This window comes from Bradyrhizobium sp. 521_C7_N1_3, from assembly GCF_052075975.1.
GTDB lineage: Bacteria > Pseudomonadota > Alphaproteobacteria > Rhizobiales > Xanthobacteraceae > Bradyrhizobium > Bradyrhizobium japonicum.
In genome coordinates this window covers 8394406-8414282 of the sequence record NZ_CP197232.1, presented here as the reverse complement: position 1 = coordinate 8414282, position 19877 = coordinate 8394406, and the positions used below count along the sequence as shown (strand labels likewise).

Here is a 19877-nt window from a genome sequence, read left to right as displayed (position 1 = left end):
ATGTCGGAAAGCCGCCACGTCGCCATCATCGGAGCCGGCGCGATCGGCGTGATCAGCGCCATCGAGGCGCTACGCGAGGGTCATCGCGTCACGCTGATCGACGCGGGCGAGCCCGGTGGCGAACAGGCGGCGAGCTATGGCAATGCCGGCTGGCTCTCCTCGCATTCGGTGATTCCGCCGGCCGAGCCGGGCCTCTGGAAGAAGGTGCCGGGTTATCTGATGGACCCGCTCGGCCCGCTGGCGATCCGCTGGTCTTACTTGCCCAAGGCGCTGCCCTGGCTGATCAAGTATTTGCTGTCGGGCTGGACCGAGGCACGGGTCGAGAAGACGGCGTTTGCGCTGCGCGATCTGCTGAAGGACGCGCCGCTGCTGCACAAGAAGCTCGCGGAAGAAGCGGGCGTGCCTGAGTTGGTCGAGCGCAACGGCGTGATGCACGTATTCCCGTCGCGCGGCAATTTCGACAGCAATCTCGGCTGGCGTCTGCGCAAGAAGGTCGGCGTCGAATGGCTGGAGCTCAACGCCGACGAGATGCGTCAGCGCGAGCCGGATCTGCATCCGCGCTACACGTTTGGCGTGGTGGTGGAGGAAGCCGGCCGCTGCCGCGATCCCGGCGCTTACGTTGCGGCGCTGGCCCAGCATGCACTCGCGAGCGGTGCCAAGCTTGTTCATGCCAGGGCGACCGGTCTGAAGCTTTCAGGCAACAAGCTCGTTGCCGTTCTCACCGAAACCGGTGAGATTGCTTGCGATGCCGCGGTGGTCTCCGCCGGCGCGCGGTCAAAGCAGCTCACCGCATCGATCGGCGATCCCTTGCCGCTCGAGACCGAGCGTGGTTATCACGTCATGATCGAGAACCCGGAATCGGGTCCGCGCAGCTCGATGATGGCGTCCGACGCCAGCATGGTGGTGAACTGGACCGATAAGGGCCTGCGCGCCGCCGGCACGGTCGAGATCGCCGGCCTTGAGGCCGCGCCGAACTGGAAGCGCGCCGAGATCCTGCGCAACAACCTCTTCAGCATGTTCCCGAAGCTGCCGAAGGACATTCCGCCCTCGCGCATCAAGACCTGGTTCGGTCATCGGCCGAGCATGCCCGATGGCCTGCCCTGCATCGGCCATGCGCGCGCCTCGCGCGACATCGTCTACGCCTTCGGCCATGGCCATGTCGGCCTGGTCGGATCGGCCCGCACCGGCCGTCTCGTCGCGCAGCTCCTGAGCGGCAAGCAGCCGGAGATTCCGCTCGCGCCGTTCGCGCCCACTCGCTTCCTCTGAGAACGCACCATGACCTATCCAGCCAACTCGTCCTCTCGCATCGCCCGCGGCGGCAAGGCCATCTATGGCGCGCCGCTCGGCATCTTGATGCTGGAAGCGCGCTTTCCCCGCATTCCCGGCGACATGGGCAACGGCACGACCTGGCCGTTCCCCGTGCTCTATCGCGTGGTGAGCGGCGCGTCGCCGGAGAAGGTGGTGCTCAAGGGCGCCGCCGGCCTGCTGCCGGACTTCATCGATGCGGCGAAGGACCTGGTCCGGTTGGGCGCGGAAGCCATCAGCACCAATTGCGGCTTCCTCTCGCTGTTTCAGAAGGAGATCGCAGCCGCCGTCGGCGTTCCCGTTGCGACCTCGTCGCTGATGCAGGTGCCGTGGGTGCAGGCGACCTTGCCGCCGGGCAAGCGTGTCGGCCTCGTCACGGTGTCAGGCTCGACCTTGACGCCGGCCCATCTCGAAGGCGCCGGCGTGCCGCTCGATACGCCACTGGTCGGCACCGAACACGGCAAGGAATTCTTTCGCGTCCTGATCAAGGCCGAGAAGGACGACATGGATGTGGCCCAGGCCGAGCGTGACGTGGTCGAGGCGGGCAAGGAGCTGGTGGCGAAAAATCCGGATGTCGGCGCCATCGTGCTCGAATGCACCAACATGCCGCCTTATGCGGCAGCTTTGCAGGCCGAAGTTGGACTTCCGGTCTACGACATCTATTCCATGATCACCTGGTTTCATGCTGGACTGCGCCCACGCGCGTTTGCCTGAGTCCGGCTGTCGCAAAGCTCTGCACAAGATGTGCTAGGCAGCTGTTTGGATTGCAATCGTCCATGCAGCCCCGGTATATTGGGCTGTGTTCGGGCATGAATGCAGCTGATGAAGAGCAACGTGGAACTGGCTTCCGATAGTATCGTCGATCGCGTCTATGAACAGCTCAAGGCGATGGCCGTGAGTTATGAGTTCAAGCCGGGCGAACGGCTCAACGAGGGCGAACTGGCAAAGCGCCTCGGCGTCAGCCGCACGCCGCTGCGCGAAGCGCTCAACCGTCTCAACACCGAAGGCTTCCTGCGCTTCACGCCGGGCAAGGGCTTCTTCTGCCGCGAGCTCGACGCGCACGAGATCTTCGATCTTTACGAGCTGCGCAAGTCGATCGAGGTTGCCTCGATCCGCCTCGCCATCAAGCGCGCCAGGGACGAGGACATCGACGCGCTCCTGAAATTCCTCGAAGCCACCGGTCCCGATCCCGGCGAGCGTTCGTCGGTGGAGCTGGTCGAACTCGACGAGACCTTTCACGAGCGGCTGATGGGGATGTCGAACAACGCCGAGATGCTGCGCGTGCTGCGCAACGTCAACGCCCGAATCCGCTTCGTGCGCTGGATCGACATGGACCGCATCAACCGCTCCAACACCCAGGCCGAGCACCGCGCGGTCGTCGAAGGATTGAAGGCGCGCGACGAGGAGGCCTGCGTCTCGGTGCTGGAGAAGCACATCGACCGCCGCCTCGACCGCATCACCTCCGCGATCAAGGAAGGCTACGCGCAGATCTACATGCCGGCTGCGGCGAGGTCCGCGGCGAATTGAGTAGCCAGCCCCGGTGACGGTGTCCTTCCCTTCTCCCCTTGTGGGAGAAGGTGGCATAGGCGGCCTTCGGCCGCCGCTCTTGAGAACGCCGAAGCAAAGCTTCGGCTATGGCGCCGGATGAGGGGTATCTTTCGGCGAATGCAAGTGCACATGAGTGTGTAGAGACAGACCCCTCACCCCAGTGAGTTTGCGTCAACCCGCGGTGCTACCCTCTCCCACGAGGGGAGAGGGCGCAGCCATGCGCATCGCGCGATTCCGTAGCTATATAATTCCTCGATATCTGCTCGTGCCAGACGGTCAGAGCCGTCGCACGGAATAATCGCTAGCGTGTCGCTCGAAATTCATGGAGACACGCGGTGCACAGCCCCCAGCCCAATCCCGAAGCGCGCAGCAGCGATGACTGGCCGTCCGAGCTCTATCGCATCCTCAAGGCCGCCGACGTCAGGCAGATGTCGTACGTCCCGGATGCCGGCCACGGCCAGCTGATCCGCATGTTCTCGGCCGACCGCGATGTCACCACCAACGTGCTGACGACGGAAGAGGAGGGCATCGCCATCGCCGCAGGCGCCTGGCTCGGCGGGCAGCGCAGCGTGCTGCTGATGCAGTCGAGCGGCGTCGGCAATTGCATCAACATGCTGTCGCTGTCGGCGATCGGGCGATTTCCGCTGCTGATGCTGGTGACGATGCGCGGCGAATGGGCGGAGTTCAATCCGTGGCAGGTGCCGATGAGCCGGGCGACGCAGCCGTCGCTGGAAGCGATCGGCCTGAAAGTGATGCGCGCGGAGACGCCGGAAGATCTGGTCGAGACCGTCGAAGCGGCGGCATCGCTCGCCTACGAGTCCGATCAGCAGATCGCGGTTCTGATCGGGCAACGCCTGATCGGCAAGAAGAAGTGGTGATGCCAATGCAAGCTCAACTCGATCGTCGCGCCGCTGTCGCCGCGCTCCTGAAGGACCGCAAGGACACGCTGGTCGTCTCCGGGCTCGGCTCGCCCACCTACGACCTGCATTCCGTGGGGGATCACGACGGCAATTTCTATCTCTGGGGCGCGATGGGCGGCGCCGCGCTGATCGGTCTTGGGCTCGCGCAGGCGCAGCCGGGCAAGCGCGTCCTCGCCTTGACGGGCGATGGCGAGCAGTTGATGGGGCTCGGCGGCATCGCCACCATCGGCGTCGCGCGCCCGCGCAATCTCGACATCGTCGTGATCGACAACCAGCATTTTGGCGAGACCGGGATGCAGGCGAGCCACACCGGGCGCGGCGTCGATCTCACGGCGATTGCCGCCGCCTGCGGCTTTGCCGCGACCGGAACCGTGCGGACGCTCGAGGAGGTGCAGCGCCTCGCCGCAGAGATCGCCGGGCCGTCCGATGGACCGCGGCTTTTTGTCATCAAGGTTCTGGCTGAAAATCCGCCGCGTTCGCTGCCCTCGCGCGATGCCGTCTTTATCAAGAACCGGTTCCGTGCTCATCTCGGTTTCGCGGCGGCTTGAACCGGGGTCCTCTCCGGGATAGCTCGCTGCCCAAGCAGCTATCCTGGAGTGAGACCCATGAAACTATCCGGCAAGGTCGCCGTCATCACCGGCGCGGCGCGCGGCATCGGCAAGGCGTGCGCAAAGCGATTCCTCGACGATGGCGTCAAGGTCGTCATCTCGGACGTCGATACGGATGAGCTCGAGAAGACGGTCAACGAGCTGGGCAAGCCCAAGGAATTGTATGCCGTGCCATGTCACGTCGCGCGGCGTGCGGATGTCGATCGCGCGGTGGCGACCGCGGTCAGGGAATTCGGCCGGCTCGACATCATGGTCAACAATGCCGGCGTCGCCCGCAACCGCGACATCCTGGAGATTTCCGAAGAGGAATTCGACGAAATCATCGGCATCAACCTGAAGGGCGCGTTCTTCGGCGTGCAGGCCGCAGCCAAGCAGATGATCGCGCAGGGCGGCGGCGGGGTCATCATCAACATGTCCTCGGTGAACGCGCTGCTGGCGATCCCGACGCTTGCGACCTACGCCATCTCCAAGGGCGGAATGAAGCAGCTCACCTCGGTCGCCGCCGTCGCGCTGGCCCCGCACAACATCCGCGTCGTGGCGGTCGGGCCGGGCACGATTTTGACCGACATGGTGGCATCGTCCATCTACACCTCGGAGGACGCCCGCAAGACCGTGATGTCACGCACGCCGGCTGGCCGTGGCGGTGAGCCGAGCGAAGTCGCCTCCGTCGTGGCGTTCCTTGCGAGCGATGACGCGTCTTATATCACCGGGCAGACGATCTATCCCGATGGCGGGCGGTTGATCCTGAACTACACGGTGCCGGTGAAGGAGAAGTAGGGGGCGGAAGGTAGCCCCCACACTCGCTGTCATCGCCCGGCTTGACCGGGCGATCCAGTACGCCGAGACGGATGTGATAGAGCCGATAGGCCGCGGCGTACTGGATGCTCCGCTTGCCGCCTACGCTAAAGCTTCGGCGCCCCTAGACCGCATCCCCGGCGAAGCCTTGGCGTAGCCGGGTCGCGGGGCATGACGGCGGTTGTTGTGTCGGGCTGCGAGGCTCTCACTCCGCCGCGATCGTCATCCCATAACCCAGCCGCTTCGAGATGCCGCCGGCGCAGTCGCGCAGGGCATGGGCGATCGGGCTGTCCCAGCGCGCATCAAAAGTGCCTTCCGGTCCCATCGCGGTGATCACCAGCGCGACATGGCCGGAATGGTCGAACACCGGTGCCGAGAATGCGTTGACGCCGGGCAGGGGATCGCCGAGCGCGCGGGCGAGGCCGTGCTTGCGGACCTCCGTGAGCATCTCGGCGACCTTCGCGCCTTTCACCGCGCGCTTCGGATTGTAGCCGACGCCATGACGGTCGAGGCCGCTCTCGAGCGCGGCGTTGATGGTCTTCTCCGGCAGGAAGGCGGCAAAGGCGCGGCCGGTGGCGGTCTCCAGCAGCGCCATCACCGAGCCGGCGCGCATCACGATGTGCATGGGTTGGCCGGGCTCCTCCAGCTGCACCACAGTCGGGCCATGCGTGCCCCAGACTGCCAGCGAGACCGCGTGCCCGATCTGGCTTGCGAGCGCCGCGATTTTGGGCTGCGCGATCCGCACGCCGGAGAGCCGGCGCAGGCTGATCAGGCCGAGCTCCAGCGCCAGCGCGCCGATCTCGTAGCGGCCGGTGGTCTCGTCCTGCTCGATCAGCCCGATGCGGGAGAAGCTGGCGAGATAGGGATGCGCCTTGGCCGGCGTCATGCCGGCCTCGCGCGCGAGATCGCGCAGCATCATCGGTTCGCCGCATCTCGCGAGCGCGCGAAGCAATTCGCCGCCGACCTCAATCGACTGGATGCCGCGGCTTTCTCTCTTCATGCGTCTCCTGGCGCGTGGCTTACGCCGCGTTGCGCTTCGCGGCGCTGTCGGCGAGATGACGGCCGGCAATGTAGCCGAAGGTAAGCGCCGGCCCAAGCGTGATGCCGGCGCCCGGATAATTGCCGCCCATGATGCTCGCCATGTCGTTGCCGGCGGCATAGAGCCCGGGAATCACCCGGCCTTCGGCGTCGAGCGCCCGCGCGTTCTCGTCGGTGACGATGCCGGCATAGGTGCCGAGATCGCCGATCACCATCTTGATGGCGTAGAACGGGCCGTTCTTGATCGGCGCGATGCAGGGATTTGGGCCGTGCATGGCGTCGCCCTGGTAGCGGTTATAGGCCTTCGAGCCCTTGCCGAAGGCGGCATCGTGCCCCAGCGGCGCGGTGGCATTGAACTGCCCGACGGTCGTGGCGAACGCCTCGGCGTCGATGCCGGCCTTCGCCGCCAGCGCCTCCAGCGTGTCGCCGCGCATGAGATAGCCGGTATCGAGGTGATGACCGAGCGGCATCGGGAACGGCGGCACGCAACCGAGACCGTATTTGCGCAGCGTCGGGTGATCGCAGACGAGATACGCGGCGATCTCGTCGCCGGGCTTCGCCGCCTTGATCATGGCCTGGACGAAGTCGTGATAGGAATTGCCCTCATTGGCAAAGCGCTTGCCGTCCCGCATCACCGCGATCACGCCGGGCTTGGCGCGGTCGATGAAATGCGGCATCACGCCGCTCGAACCATCCTTGCGTTTGGTCACCGACACCGGCACCCAGGCCGCCGCGTTCGGCAGGCGATCCTCGACGTGTCCGCCGGCGCTTTCCGCAAGGCGCAGGCCGTCGCCGGTGTTGCCGGCCGGTCCGGGCGAATAATGCTCATGGCCCGTCGGTGCGTGTGGAAACATTTTCTTGCGGCGTTCCACGTCATGCGGGAAGCCGCCACAGGCGAGCACGACGCCCTGCCGCGCGCGGACGCGCACTTCGCGTCCTTCGCGGGTGACGATGGCGCCGGTCACCGCGCCGTTCTCGACCGTCAGCTCGCGCACCGGCGAGGACAGCCACATCGGTATCTTCAGGTCCTGCGCGGATTTTGCGAGGCGCCCGGCGAGCGCATTGCCATTGGTCAACGTCATGCCACGGCCGTAGCGCAGCACGTCCATCAAATGGCGCGACAGGCGCTTTGCGACATAGGCCGCCGAGGTCAGCGACTTGGTCGCGCGCATGAAATGGATGATCTCCTTGCCGGAGCCGAGCATCATGCCGAACACGGTCAGCTCGGGCAGCGGCATGCCCAGCGTCTTGATCTGGTCGCCGAGCTCGCGGCCGTCGAACGGGCGCGTCACCATGGAGCGGCCGCCCTGCGCGCCACCAGGCGCTTCGGCGTGATAGTCGGGAAATACCAGCGGCATGTCGAAGCGCAGCGCGGTCTTGCTGGTGAAGAAGTCGACCGCTTCGGGGCCGGCGCTGAGGAACGCATCGACCCGCGCGGCATCAAAATTGTTGCCGGCTTCGTGCCGCAGGTAGGTGCGGGCCTGCTCCGGCGCCTCCTCGATGCCGTAGGCCTTCGCCAGCGAGGTGCCGGGGATCCAGAGCCAGCCGCCGGAGCGGGCGGTGGTGCCGCCGAAGCGCGGCTCCTTCTCGACGATCAGCACGTCGAGGCCGCGATATCCAGCGGTGATCGCGGCCGACATGCCGGAGGCACCCGATCCGGCCACGAGCACATCGCACTCGTAAGTCTCAATTGCGTTGCGCTCGTTGCCGGTCATGCGGGCCTCATTTCTTCAGCAGCGGACATTTGGATTCGGAGACCGGGCGGAAGGCGTCCTCGCCCTTCACGGTCTTGACGATCTCCAGATAGTCCCACGGCTCCTTGGACTGCTCGGGCGATTTCACCTTGGCGAGATACATGTCGCGGATGACGCGGCCGTCCTCGCGCAATTTGCCGCCATGCACGAAGGTATCCTCGATCGGCAGCTCGCGCATCTTGGCCATCACCTTGGCGGGGTCGTCGGTGCCGGCGGCCTTGATGCCTTTCAGATAATGCAGCACCGAACCGTAGACGCCGGTCTGGATCATGGTCGGCATCACCTTGGTGCGCTCGTAGAATTTCCTGGACCAGGCGCGCGTCGCCTCGTCCATGGCCCAATACGACGCCGTCATCATGTAGGTGCCCTGCGCGGCCTTGAGGCCGACCGCATGCACGTCGGTGTCGAACATCAGGAGGCCGACGAGCTTCTGGCCGCCCTGGACCAGGCCGAACTCGCCGGACTGCTTGATCGCGTTGTCGGTGTCCTGGCCCGCATTGGCGAAGGCGACCACGTCGGATTTCGAGCTCTGCGCCTGCAGCGCGAAGGAGGAGAAGTCGGCGGTGTTGGTCGGATGCTTGACGCCGCCGAGCACCGTGCCGCCCATCTCGTTGATGAAGCGCGTCGCGTCCTTCTCGAGCTGCTGGCCGAAAGCGTAGTCCGCGGTGATGAAGTACCAGGATTTTCCGCCCTCCTTGATCACGGCGGAGGCCGTCACCTTGGACAGCGCGTAGGTATCGTAGGTGAAATGCACGGTGTTCGGGCTGCACAGCTCGTCGGTCAGTGAGCTCGCCCCGGGGCCGGAGAGCAGCGCGATCTTGTTGCGCTCGCGCACCATGTTGTGCACGGCGATCGCGATGCCGGAGTTGGGGATGTCGACGACGGCGTCGACCTTGCCGTTGTCGAACCAGCCGCGCACGATCTGCACGCCGACATCGGTCTTCATCTGGTGGTCGGCGCTGATGATCTCGATCGGCTTGCCGAGCACGGTCGGCCCGAACTCCTCGACCGCCATCCTGGCCGCCTCGACCGAGCCCGGCCCGCTGTTGTCACGGCCCCAGCTCGACAGATCCGTCAGCACGCCGATCCGCACCGCGTCGTCGGAGACTTGCGCGCTCGCCGCCGTGGTCATGGCAGCCGAAGTCATGGCCGCGAGCAAGGTGCAGGCCAAAAGCCCTCTCATCGTCGATCCCTCTCTTAATGGCCGCTTGGCGCGGCTGGTTATTCTGGGAGCAAATTAGATATTGGCGAATGAGTTTGTCAATGGCGAATAATACGAGCGGGGCTGGGTTCCTCTCTCGCAAAAGGCGCAACCGCCGCCACAACCATCATTGCGAGCGGCTTGTGCGCCATGGCTCGAAGAGCGGCGACGGAAGCGAAGCAATCCAGAGTCTATCCGCTGAGACAGTCTGGATTGCTTCGTCTCAAGGGCTCCTTGCAATGACGGGTACCGCAGGAGCGGCACCCGTCACTCTCGTGTCCCGGACGCGCTGCAGCGCTCTTGCGCTGCTGCGCAGAGCCGGGACCCATGCCGCCCGAATTGCCCATGGCAGCGTGGGCCCCGGCTCTGCAGCGCATCACTTCGTGCTGCGCAGCGTCCGGGGCACGAGAGCGATCAAATGCGCGGGCAGGTTGCAACCCTCTGCACGATTAGCCATGATGCCCCCAGGAATCTTGGGGCAGGGCATGACGGCAGCAACGGGGGTCTCCGCGGCCGCGGAGAAATCGACGACGGCGCATGTGGTGTGGGCAAGCGCGCTCGGCACCGCGATCGAGTGGTACGATTTCCTGATCTACGGCACGGCAGCTGCGCTGGTCTTCAACAAGCTGTTCTTTCCGAGCTTCGATCCCTTCGTCGGAACGCTCGTGGCATTCTCGACCTATGCGGTCGGCTTCGTGGCGCGTCCGATCGGCGGCGCCATCATCGGGCATTACGGCGACCGGCTCGGCCGCAAGACCATGCTGGTCGCGACCATGATCGCGATGGGGCTCGGCACCTTCCTGATCGGCTGCCTGCCGACTTACAGCCAGATCGGCGTCTGGGCGCCGATCCTGCTCATCATCCTGCGCTTCGTCCAGGGCATCGGGCTCGGGGGCGAATGGAGCGGCGCGGTCGTGATGGTGATCGAGCACGCCGGCAATCGCCGCGGCTTCTACGGCAGCCTGGTACAGATCGGCTTTCCCGTCGGCGTCGCCGCCTCGACCGGCATCTTCGGCCTGATGACGCAACTGCCCGAGGCGGAGTTCTTGAGCTGGGGCTGGCGCGTGCCGTTCCTGATCAGCATCCTGCTCGTCGGCGTCGGCTTCATCGTACGGCTCAAGCTCGCGGAGACACCGCACTTCAAGGAAGTCGTCGAGCGCAAGGAAGTGCTGGCGCAGCCGGTGCTGGAGGTGTTGCGCCGCGACTGGCGCAGTTTTCTGCTCGCGATCGGCATCACGGTGTCGGAGGTCGGGCTCGCTTATCTCCTCACCGTCTTCACCGTGGTCTATGCGACGACGAAACTCGGCTTGCCTCGCCAGGTGATCCTGAACGCGGTGGTCTATGCCGCGCTCGTCGAGTTCGCGACGCTGCCGCTCGCCGGCTGGCTCTCCGACATCTTCGGCCGCAGGGCGCTGTATCTCGCCGGCGGGGTGTTCTCGGTGGCGCTGGCGTTTCCGCTGTTCTGGTTCCTCGACACCAGGGAGCCGGCGTTGATCACGTTCGCGCTCGTCGTCACGATGACGCTGACGCACGCCCTGCTGTTCGGGCCGAAGGCGGCGTTCATGCCGGAACTATTCCGCACCCAGGTGCGCTACAGCGGTGCATCGCTCGGCGCCAACGTCGCGGCCGCAATCAGCGGCGGCTTCTCGCCGCTGATTGCGACCGCACTGCTGGCATGGGCCGGCTCGTACTGGGCGGTGTCGGTCTACATCATCGCGCTGTCGGTCATCACGATCATCGCGACGCTGATGGCGCCGGAGACGGCGCGCGACGCGCTGAAGTCTTAAGCGCTGTCACCGGCAGGCGGGGTTTGCTGCGTCCGGAAACGCCAGGAAGGTGACGGTCGCCGGCACCAGCCGGATCGCTCCCGCAGGTGTTGCGCGCGGCTCAAGTCGGGGCAGTTCGTCATCGGCACTCAGCGCGAGCGTCCTGCCGTTCAGCTGAACTGTCGCGTCTTGCAGCCGCGTCGCATGTATCGTGTAACGCTCGGCGGGGTGCGACAGCGTCAGGGTCGATGATGCGTGCCGCGACGCGTTGATTGCGAGCACGGACACGGCGCCTCGCATGCCCGGATGGCAATGCGCGTAGAGATGGAGATCCGGCGCGGCGACCGGGGTCGCATCGAGCACGATCGTCCCCATCAGCCGATGCCAGAGCAGCGCAGCCCAGTAGTTCGGCCGCGGACGGAACGTTCCCTCGTCGAGCAGGCCGTAGTCGCTGGCGGCCAGCGTGTTGTGCATCACCACCTGGACGCCGGCCCTCGCCAGGCGTCCGTGCTGGTCGAGATAGCGGAATGTATCGAGAAACGTCTTGTCCGATGGATTGCCGCCGCAGGCGGCGTTTGCCGTCTCCGTCAGCCAGATCGGCTTGCTCGGCTCGAATGCGTCGCGCAGGGCGCGGTAGGTCGCGAACGTCGCGTCGGTGCGTGCCAGCCAGTCCGCGGAGAGCGCCTGCGCCGGATCGTCGCGGCCGCCGCAGCGCGGCGAGAGCGTGTTGTAGTGATGATAGGAGAAGCGATCGATGTCGGGGGCGGATGCGGCGAGCAGATCGCGCGTGGTGATGCCCGACCCGGATGGCGACGGCGCGTCGCCGGTTGAACCCGGACCGACGATCAGCGTCTCGGGCGCCGCGCGTTGCATCCATTCGCGAAAGATACTGAAGTCCCGGCCATAAGCGGCCGCATCATATCCCGGCGGCGCGCCGTTCGTCGCCGCAAGCGTTGGCTCGTTCATGAATTCCACCGCCGCGATGTGGCCACCCAGCGAGCGCGTCGTGTCGATCAGGCGTTGCGCCTGATCGGTCTTCCATGCGCCATCCGCATCGCGGCTGCCCGGACTGATCGCGAAGGAGGTGACGATCTCCGCATCGACTGCGCGCGCGAAGTCGATCACGCCACGCCACTGTTGACGGCCGAGCACAGAGTCGAATCCCGGTGGGGGCTTGGCCGGTGCGTGGTCCGTGTCGGCAACGAACGTCGCATTGGCCCAGGTGCCGCTCACGCGCAGATAGGCCGGCGCCAAAGCGGCGGCGAGCTTGCGCAACCGCGCATTGGCAAGATCGATTGGCGGCCTCTCGCCGTAACGATCCCGTTCATCGAGCGCGCGCATTGTTCGCGGATAAGGCTTCCAGAATCGGCCGCCGGTCACCTCCACCATCTCGATATTGTAGGATTGAAAGCGCGCATCGATCGTGCCGATCGCTTTCAGCTCGGCGGGTGCGATGGCGGCGCCGCCGGCGTGCGCCGCGTCTAACGTTGTGGCAGCGAGCAGGCTCATCAGCAGCATCTGCGGCCGAAGCAGCCCGAAGGCCGACGTGATCCGCGACACGGTCATCTCGTCCGCGGCGCAGCGGCGATGGATTTCCCTCCCGGCCGGCCCTTGCGCACCGAATTCCAGAAATTCTCGGCCGCCCGGGTCATACGGGCCCGCGTGCGGAACAGCGAGACGCTGATCGGAATGTCCCAATCCGCGCCGCCGGCGCGCAACAGGCGGCCGCCGTCGAGATCGGCGCGGACGAGGCTCATCGGAGCCCACGTCACGCCGCGCCCTTCGCGCGCCATGTCGACCAGCAGCATGACCGGCGCGGCGAAGCCGGGCGCCAGCCACGCGGTCGGATCCTTCGCGGCAAGGAACGAGGTGACGAGCCGCCCCACGCCCGAGCCGGGGTGATAGGCGAGATAGGGCAGCGGCGCGCCCGATGCGCCGGGCAGGGCGTAACGAGGCTGTGCCTTTTTGCTGCTGCGTCCACCGCGGCCCGGTTTTGCGGCCGGCGCGCTGATCGGGATCAGCACGTCGTTCGCGAGATCGACGCGCTGGAAGCGGTCCATGTCGAGCCGGCTTACCAGCGTCGGATGGTAGTGCGCCAGCATGAAATGCGCCTGCGCGTCCAGAAGGAGCTTCTCGCAGCCGGCGAAATTCGAAGCGACGAGCTGCACGGCGGAGTCGGCCCGCGCGCTGTCGGAGTTGCGGATCCATTCCGGAAAGAAGGTCTGCGACAGTGAATGCGTGGCCGCGAAGGTGATGGTCTCGGCCTTCAGCCGTGCGACCTCGAGCGCTTCCTCGCGTCCGACCAGGACCCGCCGCAGCACGTCCTCCGCGACGGGACGGAAACTCTCGCCGGCCGGCGTCAGTGTGATCGTGTGGGTCGAACGTTCGAACAGCGGCGTGCCCAGCCACTCCTCGAGCGACCTGATGCGGCGGCTGAGCGCCGGCTGGGTCACATGCCGGCGCTGGGCGGCGCGCGAGAACCCGCCTTCCTCGGCGATGGCAAGGAAATCCTCCAGCCAGACCAGGTCCATGATGCGGTTTCGTCCTCAAATCATACCGATACGGCATTAGCGCCTCGGGCGCTGCTGGTCCAATGTAAACGTCATCACAAAACCAGAACAAGGCGCCACGCCGCATGGCGCGACGATGCGTCGGAGGAAATCAATTGCAGATCGCCGCAACTCAATTGTCTGAGCCCCTGTCGAAGTCAGTCTCCGAAAGCCGCCGCAAGCCGTTCTGGCGTGAGCAATATTTTCTGGTGGTTGCCGGTGCCGCGCTCGGTGCGCTCCTTGGTGCTTTGTTTCCGGCCTTTGCGGTGGAGCTCAAGCCGCTCGGCGATGCCTTCATCTCGCTGATCAAGATGACGATCGCGCCGCTGATCTTCCTGGTCGTGGTCACCGGCATCGCGCAGGTCGGCGATATGAAGGCGGTCGGCCGCATCGGCCTCAAGGCCTTTGCTTATTTCGAGGCCGTGACGACGATCTGCCTGTTGATCAGCTTCGTGGTGGTGCGCTGGGTGCAGCCCGGTGCGGGCGTGGCCCATGCGACAGCGCAGCAAGCCGAGACGGTCGCGCGTTATCAGCAGGCCCATGTCGGCTCGCTGTCGGCCTACATCCAGCACATGATCCCAGAAAGCTTCGTCGGCGCGTTTGCGGCCGGCGACGTGCTCCAGGTGCTCGTGCTTGCGCTGCTCTGCGGCATCGGTCTGCTGCTGCTCGGCGACGAGGCCGCGCCGCTGCGGACCGGCCTGGAGCGGATCACCGAGCTCGTGTTCAGCGTCGTCCATGTCGTCGTCGCGCTGGCGCCGATCGGGGCGTTCGGCGCGATGGCCTTTACGGTGGCGAAGTTCGGCGCCGCCACGCTCTATGCGCTGGCGCTGCTGGTCGGCACCGCCTGGGCAATGATGGCGTTCTTCATCTTCGTCATTCTCAACGTGATCTGCCGTCTCGCCGGCATCCGCCTGATGGATCTGTTGCGCCTCTTGCGCAACGAGCTGCTCGTCGTGCTCGGCACCTCGTCGTCGGAAACCGCCATTCCCGGCATGATGGAGAAGCTGCCGAAGGCGGGCGTCGGGCGTGCCGTCGCCGGCCTTGTCATTCCCTCCGGCTATTCCTTCAATCTCGATGGCGTCGCACTGACGCTGCCGCTCTCCACCATCTTCGTCGCCCAGGTATACGGCATCGAGCTGACCGTTGCGCAGGAGCTCAGCCTGTTCGTGGTGATGCTGTTCACCAGCAAGGGCGCAGCCGGCGTCACCGGCGGCGCGTTCGCAGCGCTCGCAGCGACCGTCGTCGCGGCGGGGCTTCCGGCGGAGGGCCTGGCGCTGCTGCTCGGCATCGACCGCTTCATGTCGCTGGCGCGCGCCATCACCAACACCATCGGCAATGCCGTCGCCGCGATCGTGGTCGCGAAATGGGACGGGGAATTCAACCGCGAGGACTGGGCCCAGTCCGCCGCTCAAATCCAGGCAGTGAAGTAAGGATCCAAGGTTTCGATATGACTACCAGCACCAATGAACGGCCCGTCATCGCGCTGACATCAGGCGATTGCACGGGCATCGGCCCCGAACAGATCGCGCGCATCCTCTCTGATAACAGGCTCGCGGATGCCGCGCGCCTCGTCGTGGTTGGCGATGCCCGCGTGCTCGAAATGGGTATGGAACATGCCGGCGTGAAGCTGAAGGTCGAGCGGATTACCTCGCCGAAGGCTGCCAACTGGGGCAGCAGCGCGGTGCAACTGGTCGATCTCGGGAATACCGACCCCACGAAATTCCCTATCGGCAAGGCCAGCGCCGAATCCGGCCGACTGACCGGCGAGACGCTGTCGCGCGCGATCGACTTCTCCAAAGCGGGTGAGGTTGACGCCATCACCTTCGCGCCGCTCAACAAGCGCGCGATGTTCGACGGCGGCTGGAAGTTCCCCGACGAGCACAAGATGTTCGCGAGCCTGCTCGGCCACAAGACCTATTTCTCCGAGATGAATGTGCTCGACGGGCAATGGATGTCGCGCGTCACCGGGCATCAATCGCTGCGCGAGGCGCTCGACGGCATCAATCCGGCGAGCATCACCGACTCGATCGAACTCGTCGACCGTATGATGCGGAGGGCTGGCGTCGCCAGGCCGCGCATTGCGGTCGCCGCGCTCAATCCGCATGCCGGCGAGAACGGCCTGTTCGGCCGCGACGAGATCGAGATGATCCGGCCAACGGTCGAAGCCGCCGCGAAGCGCGGCATCGCCTGCACCGGGCCATATCCCGCCGACACCGTCTACGTCCGCGCCTTCGCCGGCGAGTTCGACAGCGTGGTCGCGATGTATCACGACCAGGGCCAGATCGCGACCAAGCTGCGCGGCTTCAACCGCGGCGTCACCGTCACCGCGGGCCTCGAGACCGTCTTCACTACGCCATCGCATGGCACGGCGTTCGACATCGTCGGCACGGGCGTCGTCAAGACCGGTGCGCTCGAAAGCGCGGTCCGTCTTGCAGCGCAACTGGTATCGATCAAGGTCAAGGAGGCTGCCCATGCAAACTGATCGCAGGACCCTGCTCCAGGCGGCGGCCGCACTGCCGCTCGCAACCGTCGGCGCCAACGCCGCCTTCGCGCAGACGCCGGCCGCAACGCCCGTCGCCGCGCCGCCAAAGGAGGTGACGCGTGCGCTGGCGCATTATCTCGTGACCGCGAAATACGAAGACCTGCCGGCCAATGTCCGGAAAGAAGGCGTGCGCACGCTGCTGAACTGGGTCGGCGTCGCCATCGGCGGATCGCATCACGAGACGGTCGATATCGCGGTCTCCGCGCTCGGTCCGTTCTCCGGGCCGCAGCAGGCCTCGCTGTTCGGGCGGCGCGAACGGTTCGACATCATGAACGCGGCCTTCATCAACGGTGTGTCGAGCCATATCTTCGACTATGACGACACCCACCTGAAGACGATCATCCATCCTGCCGGTCCCGTGGCCTCGGCCATTCTCGCGCTGTCGGAAATGCAGCCGGTATCGGGCAAGGATTTCCTGAACGCGCTGGTGCTCGGCGTCGAGACCGAGTGCCGGATCGGCAACGCGGTCTATCCGAACCATTACGATGTCGGCTGGCACATCACCGGCACCGCCGGTGTGTTCGGCTCGGCTGCGGCCGTCGGCAAGCTGTTGAAGCTGAACGAGCAGCAGATGACGTGGGCGCTCGGCCTTGCCGCCTCGCAGCCGGTCGGCCTGCGCGAATCCTTCGGCTCGATGAACAAGAGCTTCAATCCAGGTCGTGCCGCATCAAGCGGCATTTTCGCGGCGATCCTGGCCTCGAAGAATTTCACCTCGTCCGACGCCATGATCGAGGCCAAGCGCGGCTGGGCCAACACGATCAGCACCAAGCAGGACTACAACGAGATCCTGGGCGACCTCGGCAAACGCTATGAGGCCGCGCTCAATACCTACAAGCCATTCGCCTGCGGCATCGTCATGCACCCGGCGATCGACGCCGCGATCCAGCTCCGCAACGAGAGCAAGGTGACTGCGGACCAGATCGAGCGCGTCGACCTCAAGGTCCATCCGCTGGTGCTGGAACTGACCGGCAAGAAGAGGCCGAAGGCGGGCCTCGAAGGCAAGTTCAGCATCTATCACGCGGTCGCGGTGGCCATCGTCGAGGGCGCCGGCGGCGAGAAGCAGTTCAGCGACCGGGCCGTGACCGACCCCACCATTGTTGCGTTGCGCGGCAAGGTCAATCCGGTCGTCACGCCCGGCATCAAGCCGGAGCAGGTCGACCTCACCATCGTGCTGAAGGACGGCCGCAAGCTCCACCGCTACATCGAGCATGCGATCGGCAGCGTCGAGGTGCCGATGACGGACAAGCAGCTCGAAACCAAGTTCTCCGACCTTGCAGAGGGTATCATCCCTGCTGCGACGATCCGGCGCGTGATGGACGCCTGCTGGAATGTCGAGAACCTGCCGAGTGCGGCAGAGATCGCAAAGATGTCGGTCGCGTCCTGATCGCGGGGGAGAGAAGCATGCCGTCACGCCGCCGCTTCCTGCAGTCCGCCGGTTCGGTTGCCGTCTTGGCCGCCACCGGCGGCCGTGCGGCTCTCGCCGAAGGTCCGGGCGTGACGGAGCGTCTTGCCCGCTACATGGTCGTCGCGCGCGATCAGGAGCTGCCCGCACAAGTCATGCTCGAATGCAAGCATCGCATTCTCGACACGCTCGGTGCGATGGTGTCGGGCTCGCGCATGCGGCCGGGCGAAATGGCGCTGAAATATGTGCGCACCCTCGGCGGCGATGCCCAGGCGTCCGTCGTCGGCTCCGATTTCCGCACCACGGCGGTTAACGCGGCATTGGCCAACGCCATGTGTGCGCATGCCGACGAGACCGACGATTTCGAGCCCGTCACCAAGGCGCATCCGGGGTGTTCGGTCGTGCCGGCTGCGCTCGCGATTGGCGAGCGCGAGCATCGCAGCGGACAGGACGTCATTCGCGCCGTCGCTCTCGGCTACGACCTGACCTGCCGGCTGCTGTTCGCTCTGGGTCCCGACCTCGTCCGCGGTTCGCATCGAAGTGCCGAAGGGACCTCCTCGACGTTCGGCGCGCTCGGGGCCGCCGCATCGCTGGCGCGGCTCGATGAAAAGGGAATGCGTTACGCGATCTCCTATTCGTCGCAGCAGGTGTCCGGCCTGTGGAGCTGGGTGAAGGATCACGATCACATCGAGAAGGCGTTCGACTTCGCCGGCATGGGCGCACGCAACGGCGTCATGGCAGTCGACATGGTGAAGGCAGGCCTGACTGGCGTCGACGACGTGCTCGACGGCACTCATAATCTCTTCATCGCGCTGTCAACCGATCCGAAGCCGGAGGAGATGGTGAAGGATCTCGGCAAGCGCTTCTATGTCACGGAGACGGCGATCAAGACATTTTCGGTCGGCTATCCCATCCAGTCGCCCCTCGATGCGATGCTGACGCTGCGCAAGCAGCACAGCCTCGCGCCAGACAACGTGCGTAGCATCCTGGTCAAGCTGCCGACCGATGCGATGGGAATTGTGGGCGAGAGCGCGATGCCGGATGTCAACTGCCGGCATCTCGTGGCTCTCGCGCTGGTCAAGGGCGCCGTGTCGTTCAACGACAGTCACGACGTCGCGCTGATGCATGATCCAAAAATCCTGGAGCAGCGCGCCAAGGTGACGCTGGCTGGCGACAAGGCGCTGATGGACCCAGCAGCGCCGCGCGGCGCTGTCGTCGAAGTGACATTGACCGATGGCAAGAAGGTCGAGCACTTCAGGAAATATCCGCCGGGCACCAAGGAGAATCCGCTGAGCACGGAAGCAGTGGCGGCCAAGACGCGGGATCTGATTGCACCGGTATTGGGCAGTGACAGGGCCGAGAAGCTGATCGACCAGATCGGCAATCTCGAACGGCTTGACGACGTCGGCAAGTTGAGGCCATTGCTGACGGCGTGATGAATCAATCAACAACAAGACAAACATCAAGGAAGTGCCCATGCGCGGGGTTATGCGACGCACCTTTCTGGCCGCCTGTGCGGCCGTTCTGTTCTCCGGCGCGGCCCTAGCGCAGGATTATCCATCCCGCCCGGTCAAGATCATCGTGCCGTTCCCGGCCGGCGGCTCCAACGACATCATCGCCCGCATCGTCGCGCAGAAGCTGACCGAGCGGAACGGCCAGACCTTCCTCGTTGAGAACCGCGGCGGCGCCGGCGGCAATATCGGCGCCGAGACGGTCGCGAGCGCGGAGCCCGACGGCTACACCTTGTTGCTGACCGCGCCGCCTCCGCTGACGATCAATGGCGCGCTCTACAAGAAGCTGCCGTTCGATCCCGCCAAGGCCTTTGCGCCGGTGGCGCTGATCGCCTCGGTGCCGATCGTGCTGGTCGTCAATCCGTCGGTACAGGCGAAGAACGTGGGCGAGCTGATCGCGCTCGCAAAGGCGAAGCCGGGTACGCTGAACTTCGGCTCGTCCGGCATTGGCTCGACCAACCACCTCGCCGGCGAGTTGCTCAAGAGCATGGCCGGCGTGGACATCGTCCACGTGCCCTATCGCGGCGCGGCGCCGGCGATGAACGATCTGCTGGCAGGGCAGATCCCGTTCATGTTCGACAACATGCCGGCAGTGCTGCCGCAGGTGCAGGGCAAGGCCATCAATGCGATCGCGGTCGCCGGCGCCAAGCGTGCGGAAGCACTGCCCGACGTGCCGACCGTGGCCGACGCCATTCCCGGCTTCGAGGCTTCGTCCTGGTTCGGACTGGTGGCGCCGGCCAAGACGCCTGCACCCGCGCTCGCCAAGCTGAGCGGCGAGCTCGAGACCATTCTGAAGATGCCGGATGTCAAGAAGCGGCTCGCTGAACTCGGGGCCGAGCCCGGCACCGTTTTCGGCGACGCATTCGGTCAATTCATGACCGACGAAACCGCAAAATGGGGCAAGCTCGTCAAGGCTTCCGGCGCCACGGTCGATTAGC

The 19877-nt window shown here is 65.5% G+C and carries 17 protein-coding genes; 12 read left to right on the top strand and 5 right to left on the bottom strand.

What is annotated here, in order from left to right:
• The 6 genes from AB7008_RS39565 to AB7008_RS39540 all read left to right on the top strand — a co-directional run bounded on the left by AB7008_RS39565 (position 1) and on the right by AB7008_RS39540 (position 5158).
• Positions 1–1266 carry an NAD(P)/FAD-dependent oxidoreductase gene (locus tag AB7008_RS39565; RefSeq protein ID WP_441260560.1) on the top strand — a complete coding sequence of 422 codons (1266 nt, stop codon included), beginning with the start codon at positions 1–3 and terminating at the stop codon, positions 1264–1266.
• A gap of 9 nt (positions 1267–1275) precedes the next feature.
• The gene (locus AB7008_RS39560) at positions 1276–2019 is read left to right on the top strand and encodes an aspartate/glutamate racemase family protein (protein WP_441260559.1); all 744 of its coding nucleotides are present in this window, start codon (positions 1276–1278) and stop codon (positions 2017–2019) included.
• A 108-nt stretch (positions 2020–2127) separates the two neighbouring features.
• Complete coding sequence (locus tag AB7008_RS39555; RefSeq protein WP_014492735.1) at positions 2128–2832, top strand: GntR family transcriptional regulator; 705 nt, start codon at positions 2128–2130, stop codon at positions 2830–2832.
• Between the two features lie 356 nt (positions 2833–3188).
• Positions 3189–3731: a thiamine pyrophosphate-binding protein gene (locus AB7008_RS39550; protein WP_028160708.1), complete on the top strand. Its 543-nt coding sequence runs from the start codon at positions 3189–3191 to the stop codon at positions 3729–3731.
• Complete coding sequence (locus AB7008_RS39545) at positions 3731–4321, top strand: thiamine pyrophosphate-dependent enzyme (RefSeq protein WP_028160707.1); 591 nt, start codon at positions 3731–3733, stop codon at positions 4319–4321. Before AB7008_RS39550 ends, AB7008_RS39545 begins: the two co-directional genes overlap by 1 nt.
• A 57-nt stretch (positions 4322–4378) precedes the next feature.
• Positions 4379–5158 (top strand): SDR family NAD(P)-dependent oxidoreductase, encoded by a 780-nt coding sequence (locus AB7008_RS39540; RefSeq protein ID WP_038934859.1) that lies wholly within the window; start codon positions 4379–4381, stop codon positions 5156–5158.
• A gap of 223 nt (positions 5159–5381) precedes the next feature.
• Here the strand turns inward: AB7008_RS39540 and AB7008_RS39535 are convergent, their stop codons facing one another.
• The 3 genes from AB7008_RS39535 to AB7008_RS39525 are packed head-to-tail and all read right to left on the bottom strand — an operon-like array spanning position 5382 to position 9151.
• Positions 5382–6176 carry an IclR family transcriptional regulator gene (locus tag AB7008_RS39535; protein ID WP_253572372.1) on the bottom strand — a complete coding sequence of 265 codons (795 nt, stop codon included), beginning with the start codon at positions 6174–6176 and terminating at the stop codon, positions 5382–5384.
• A 19-nt stretch (positions 6177–6195) separates the two neighbouring features.
• Positions 6196–7929: an FAD-dependent oxidoreductase gene (locus AB7008_RS39530; RefSeq protein WP_441260558.1), complete on the bottom strand. Its 1734-nt coding sequence runs from the start codon at positions 7927–7929 to the stop codon at positions 6196–6198.
• A 7-nt stretch (positions 7930–7936) separates the two neighbouring features.
• Positions 7937–9151: an ABC transporter substrate-binding protein gene (locus AB7008_RS39525; RefSeq protein WP_441260557.1), complete on the bottom strand. Its 1215-nt coding sequence runs from the start codon at positions 9149–9151 to the stop codon at positions 7937–7939.
• Between the two features lie 503 nt (positions 9152–9654).
• Between AB7008_RS39525 and AB7008_RS39520 the strand changes: the two genes are divergently transcribed.
• Entirely contained in the window at positions 9655–10956 is a 1302-nt protein-coding gene (locus AB7008_RS39520) for an MFS transporter (RefSeq protein ID WP_304491221.1), read from the top strand.
• A 6-nt stretch (positions 10957–10962) separates the two neighbouring features.
• Here AB7008_RS39520 and AB7008_RS39515 read toward each other — a convergent pair whose 3' ends face one another.
• Both AB7008_RS39515 and AB7008_RS39510 read right to left on the bottom strand, forming a co-directional pair.
• Positions 10963–12501 carry a hypothetical protein gene (locus tag AB7008_RS39515; RefSeq protein WP_304491220.1) on the bottom strand — a complete coding sequence of 513 codons (1539 nt, stop codon included), beginning with the start codon at positions 12499–12501 and terminating at the stop codon, positions 10963–10965.
• Complete coding sequence (locus tag AB7008_RS39510) at positions 12498–13466, bottom strand: LysR family transcriptional regulator (RefSeq protein WP_304491219.1); 969 nt, start codon at positions 13464–13466, stop codon at positions 12498–12500. The genes AB7008_RS39515 and AB7008_RS39510 overlap by 4 nt, the downstream gene beginning before the upstream one ends.
• 134 nt (positions 13467–13600) lie before the next feature.
• Between AB7008_RS39510 and AB7008_RS39505 the strand changes: the two genes are divergently transcribed.
• Genes AB7008_RS39505 through AB7008_RS39485 form a run of 5 tightly spaced genes read left to right on the top strand, consistent with a single transcriptional unit; the run spans position 13601 to position 19876 of the window.
• Positions 13601–14914 carry a cation:dicarboxylate symporter family transporter gene (locus AB7008_RS39505; RefSeq protein WP_441260556.1) on the top strand — a complete coding sequence of 438 codons (1314 nt, stop codon included), beginning with the start codon at positions 13601–13603 and terminating at the stop codon, positions 14912–14914.
• Between the two features lie 17 nt (positions 14915–14931).
• Positions 14932–15966 carry a PdxA family dehydrogenase gene (locus tag AB7008_RS39500; RefSeq protein ID WP_441260555.1) on the top strand — a complete coding sequence of 345 codons (1035 nt, stop codon included), beginning with the start codon at positions 14932–14934 and terminating at the stop codon, positions 15964–15966.
• Positions 15956–17410: an MmgE/PrpD family protein gene (locus AB7008_RS39495; RefSeq protein ID WP_441260554.1), complete on the top strand. Its 1455-nt coding sequence runs from the start codon at positions 15956–15958 to the stop codon at positions 17408–17410. The genes AB7008_RS39500 and AB7008_RS39495 overlap by 11 nt, the downstream gene beginning before the upstream one ends.
• Positions 17411–17427: 17 nt before the next feature.
• Positions 17428–18864, top strand: a complete 1437-nt coding sequence (locus AB7008_RS39490; protein WP_441260553.1) for an MmgE/PrpD family protein — start codon at positions 17428–17430, stop codon at positions 18862–18864.
• A gap of 40 nt (positions 18865–18904) precedes the next feature.
• Positions 18905–19876 carry a Bug family tripartite tricarboxylate transporter substrate binding protein gene (locus AB7008_RS39485; RefSeq protein WP_441260552.1) on the top strand — a complete coding sequence of 324 codons (972 nt, stop codon included), beginning with the start codon at positions 18905–18907 and terminating at the stop codon, positions 19874–19876.
• The last annotated feature ends 1 nt before the right edge of the window (position 19877 follow it).

What these genes read in the sequence shown, in the direction of transcription:
- AB7008_RS39495 (WP_441260554.1), top strand. Translation starts at nt 15,956, where the DNA reads ATGCAAACTGATCGCAGGACCCTGCTCCAGGCGGCGGCCGCACTGCCG.
- AB7008_RS39545 (WP_028160707.1), top strand. Translation starts at nt 3,731, where the DNA reads ATGCCAATGCAAGCTCAACTCGATCGTCGCGCCGCTGTCGCCGCGCTC.
- AB7008_RS39540 (WP_038934859.1), top strand. Translation starts at nt 4,379, where the DNA reads ATGAAACTATCCGGCAAGGTCGCCGTCATCACCGGCGCGGCGCGCGGC.
- AB7008_RS39555 (WP_014492735.1), top strand. Translation starts at nt 2,128, where the DNA reads ATGAAGAGCAACGTGGAACTGGCTTCCGATAGTATCGTCGATCGCGTC.
- AB7008_RS39525 (WP_441260557.1), bottom strand. Translation starts at nt 9,151, where the DNA reads ATGAGAGGGCTTTTGGCCTGCACCTTGCTCGCGGCCATGACTTCGGCT.
- AB7008_RS39535 (WP_253572372.1), bottom strand. Translation starts at nt 6,176, where the DNA reads ATGAAGAGAGAAAGCCGCGGCATCCAGTCGATTGAGGTCGGCGGCGAA.
- AB7008_RS39500 (WP_441260555.1), top strand. Translation starts at nt 14,932, where the DNA reads ATGACTACCAGCACCAATGAACGGCCCGTCATCGCGCTGACATCAGGC.
- AB7008_RS39530 (WP_441260558.1), bottom strand. Translation starts at nt 7,929, where the DNA reads ATGACCGGCAACGAGCGCAACGCAATTGAGACTTACGAGTGCGATGTG.
- AB7008_RS39565 (WP_441260560.1), top strand. Translation starts at nt 1, where the DNA reads ATGTCGGAAAGCCGCCACGTCGCCATCATCGGAGCCGGCGCGATCGGC.
- AB7008_RS39520 (WP_304491221.1), top strand. Translation starts at nt 9,655, where the DNA reads ATGACGGCAGCAACGGGGGTCTCCGCGGCCGCGGAGAAATCGACGACG.
- AB7008_RS39490 (WP_441260553.1), top strand. Translation starts at nt 17,428, where the DNA reads ATGCCGTCACGCCGCCGCTTCCTGCAGTCCGCCGGTTCGGTTGCCGTC.
- AB7008_RS39560 (WP_441260559.1), top strand. Translation starts at nt 1,276, where the DNA reads ATGACCTATCCAGCCAACTCGTCCTCTCGCATCGCCCGCGGCGGCAAG.
- AB7008_RS39515 (WP_304491220.1), bottom strand. Translation starts at nt 12,501, where the DNA reads ATGACCGTGTCGCGGATCACGTCGGCCTTCGGGCTGCTTCGGCCGCAG.
- AB7008_RS39485 (WP_441260552.1), top strand. Translation starts at nt 18,905, where the DNA reads ATGCGCGGGGTTATGCGACGCACCTTTCTGGCCGCCTGTGCGGCCGTT.
- AB7008_RS39510 (WP_304491219.1), bottom strand. Translation starts at nt 13,466, where the DNA reads ATGGACCTGGTCTGGCTGGAGGATTTCCTTGCCATCGCCGAGGAAGGC.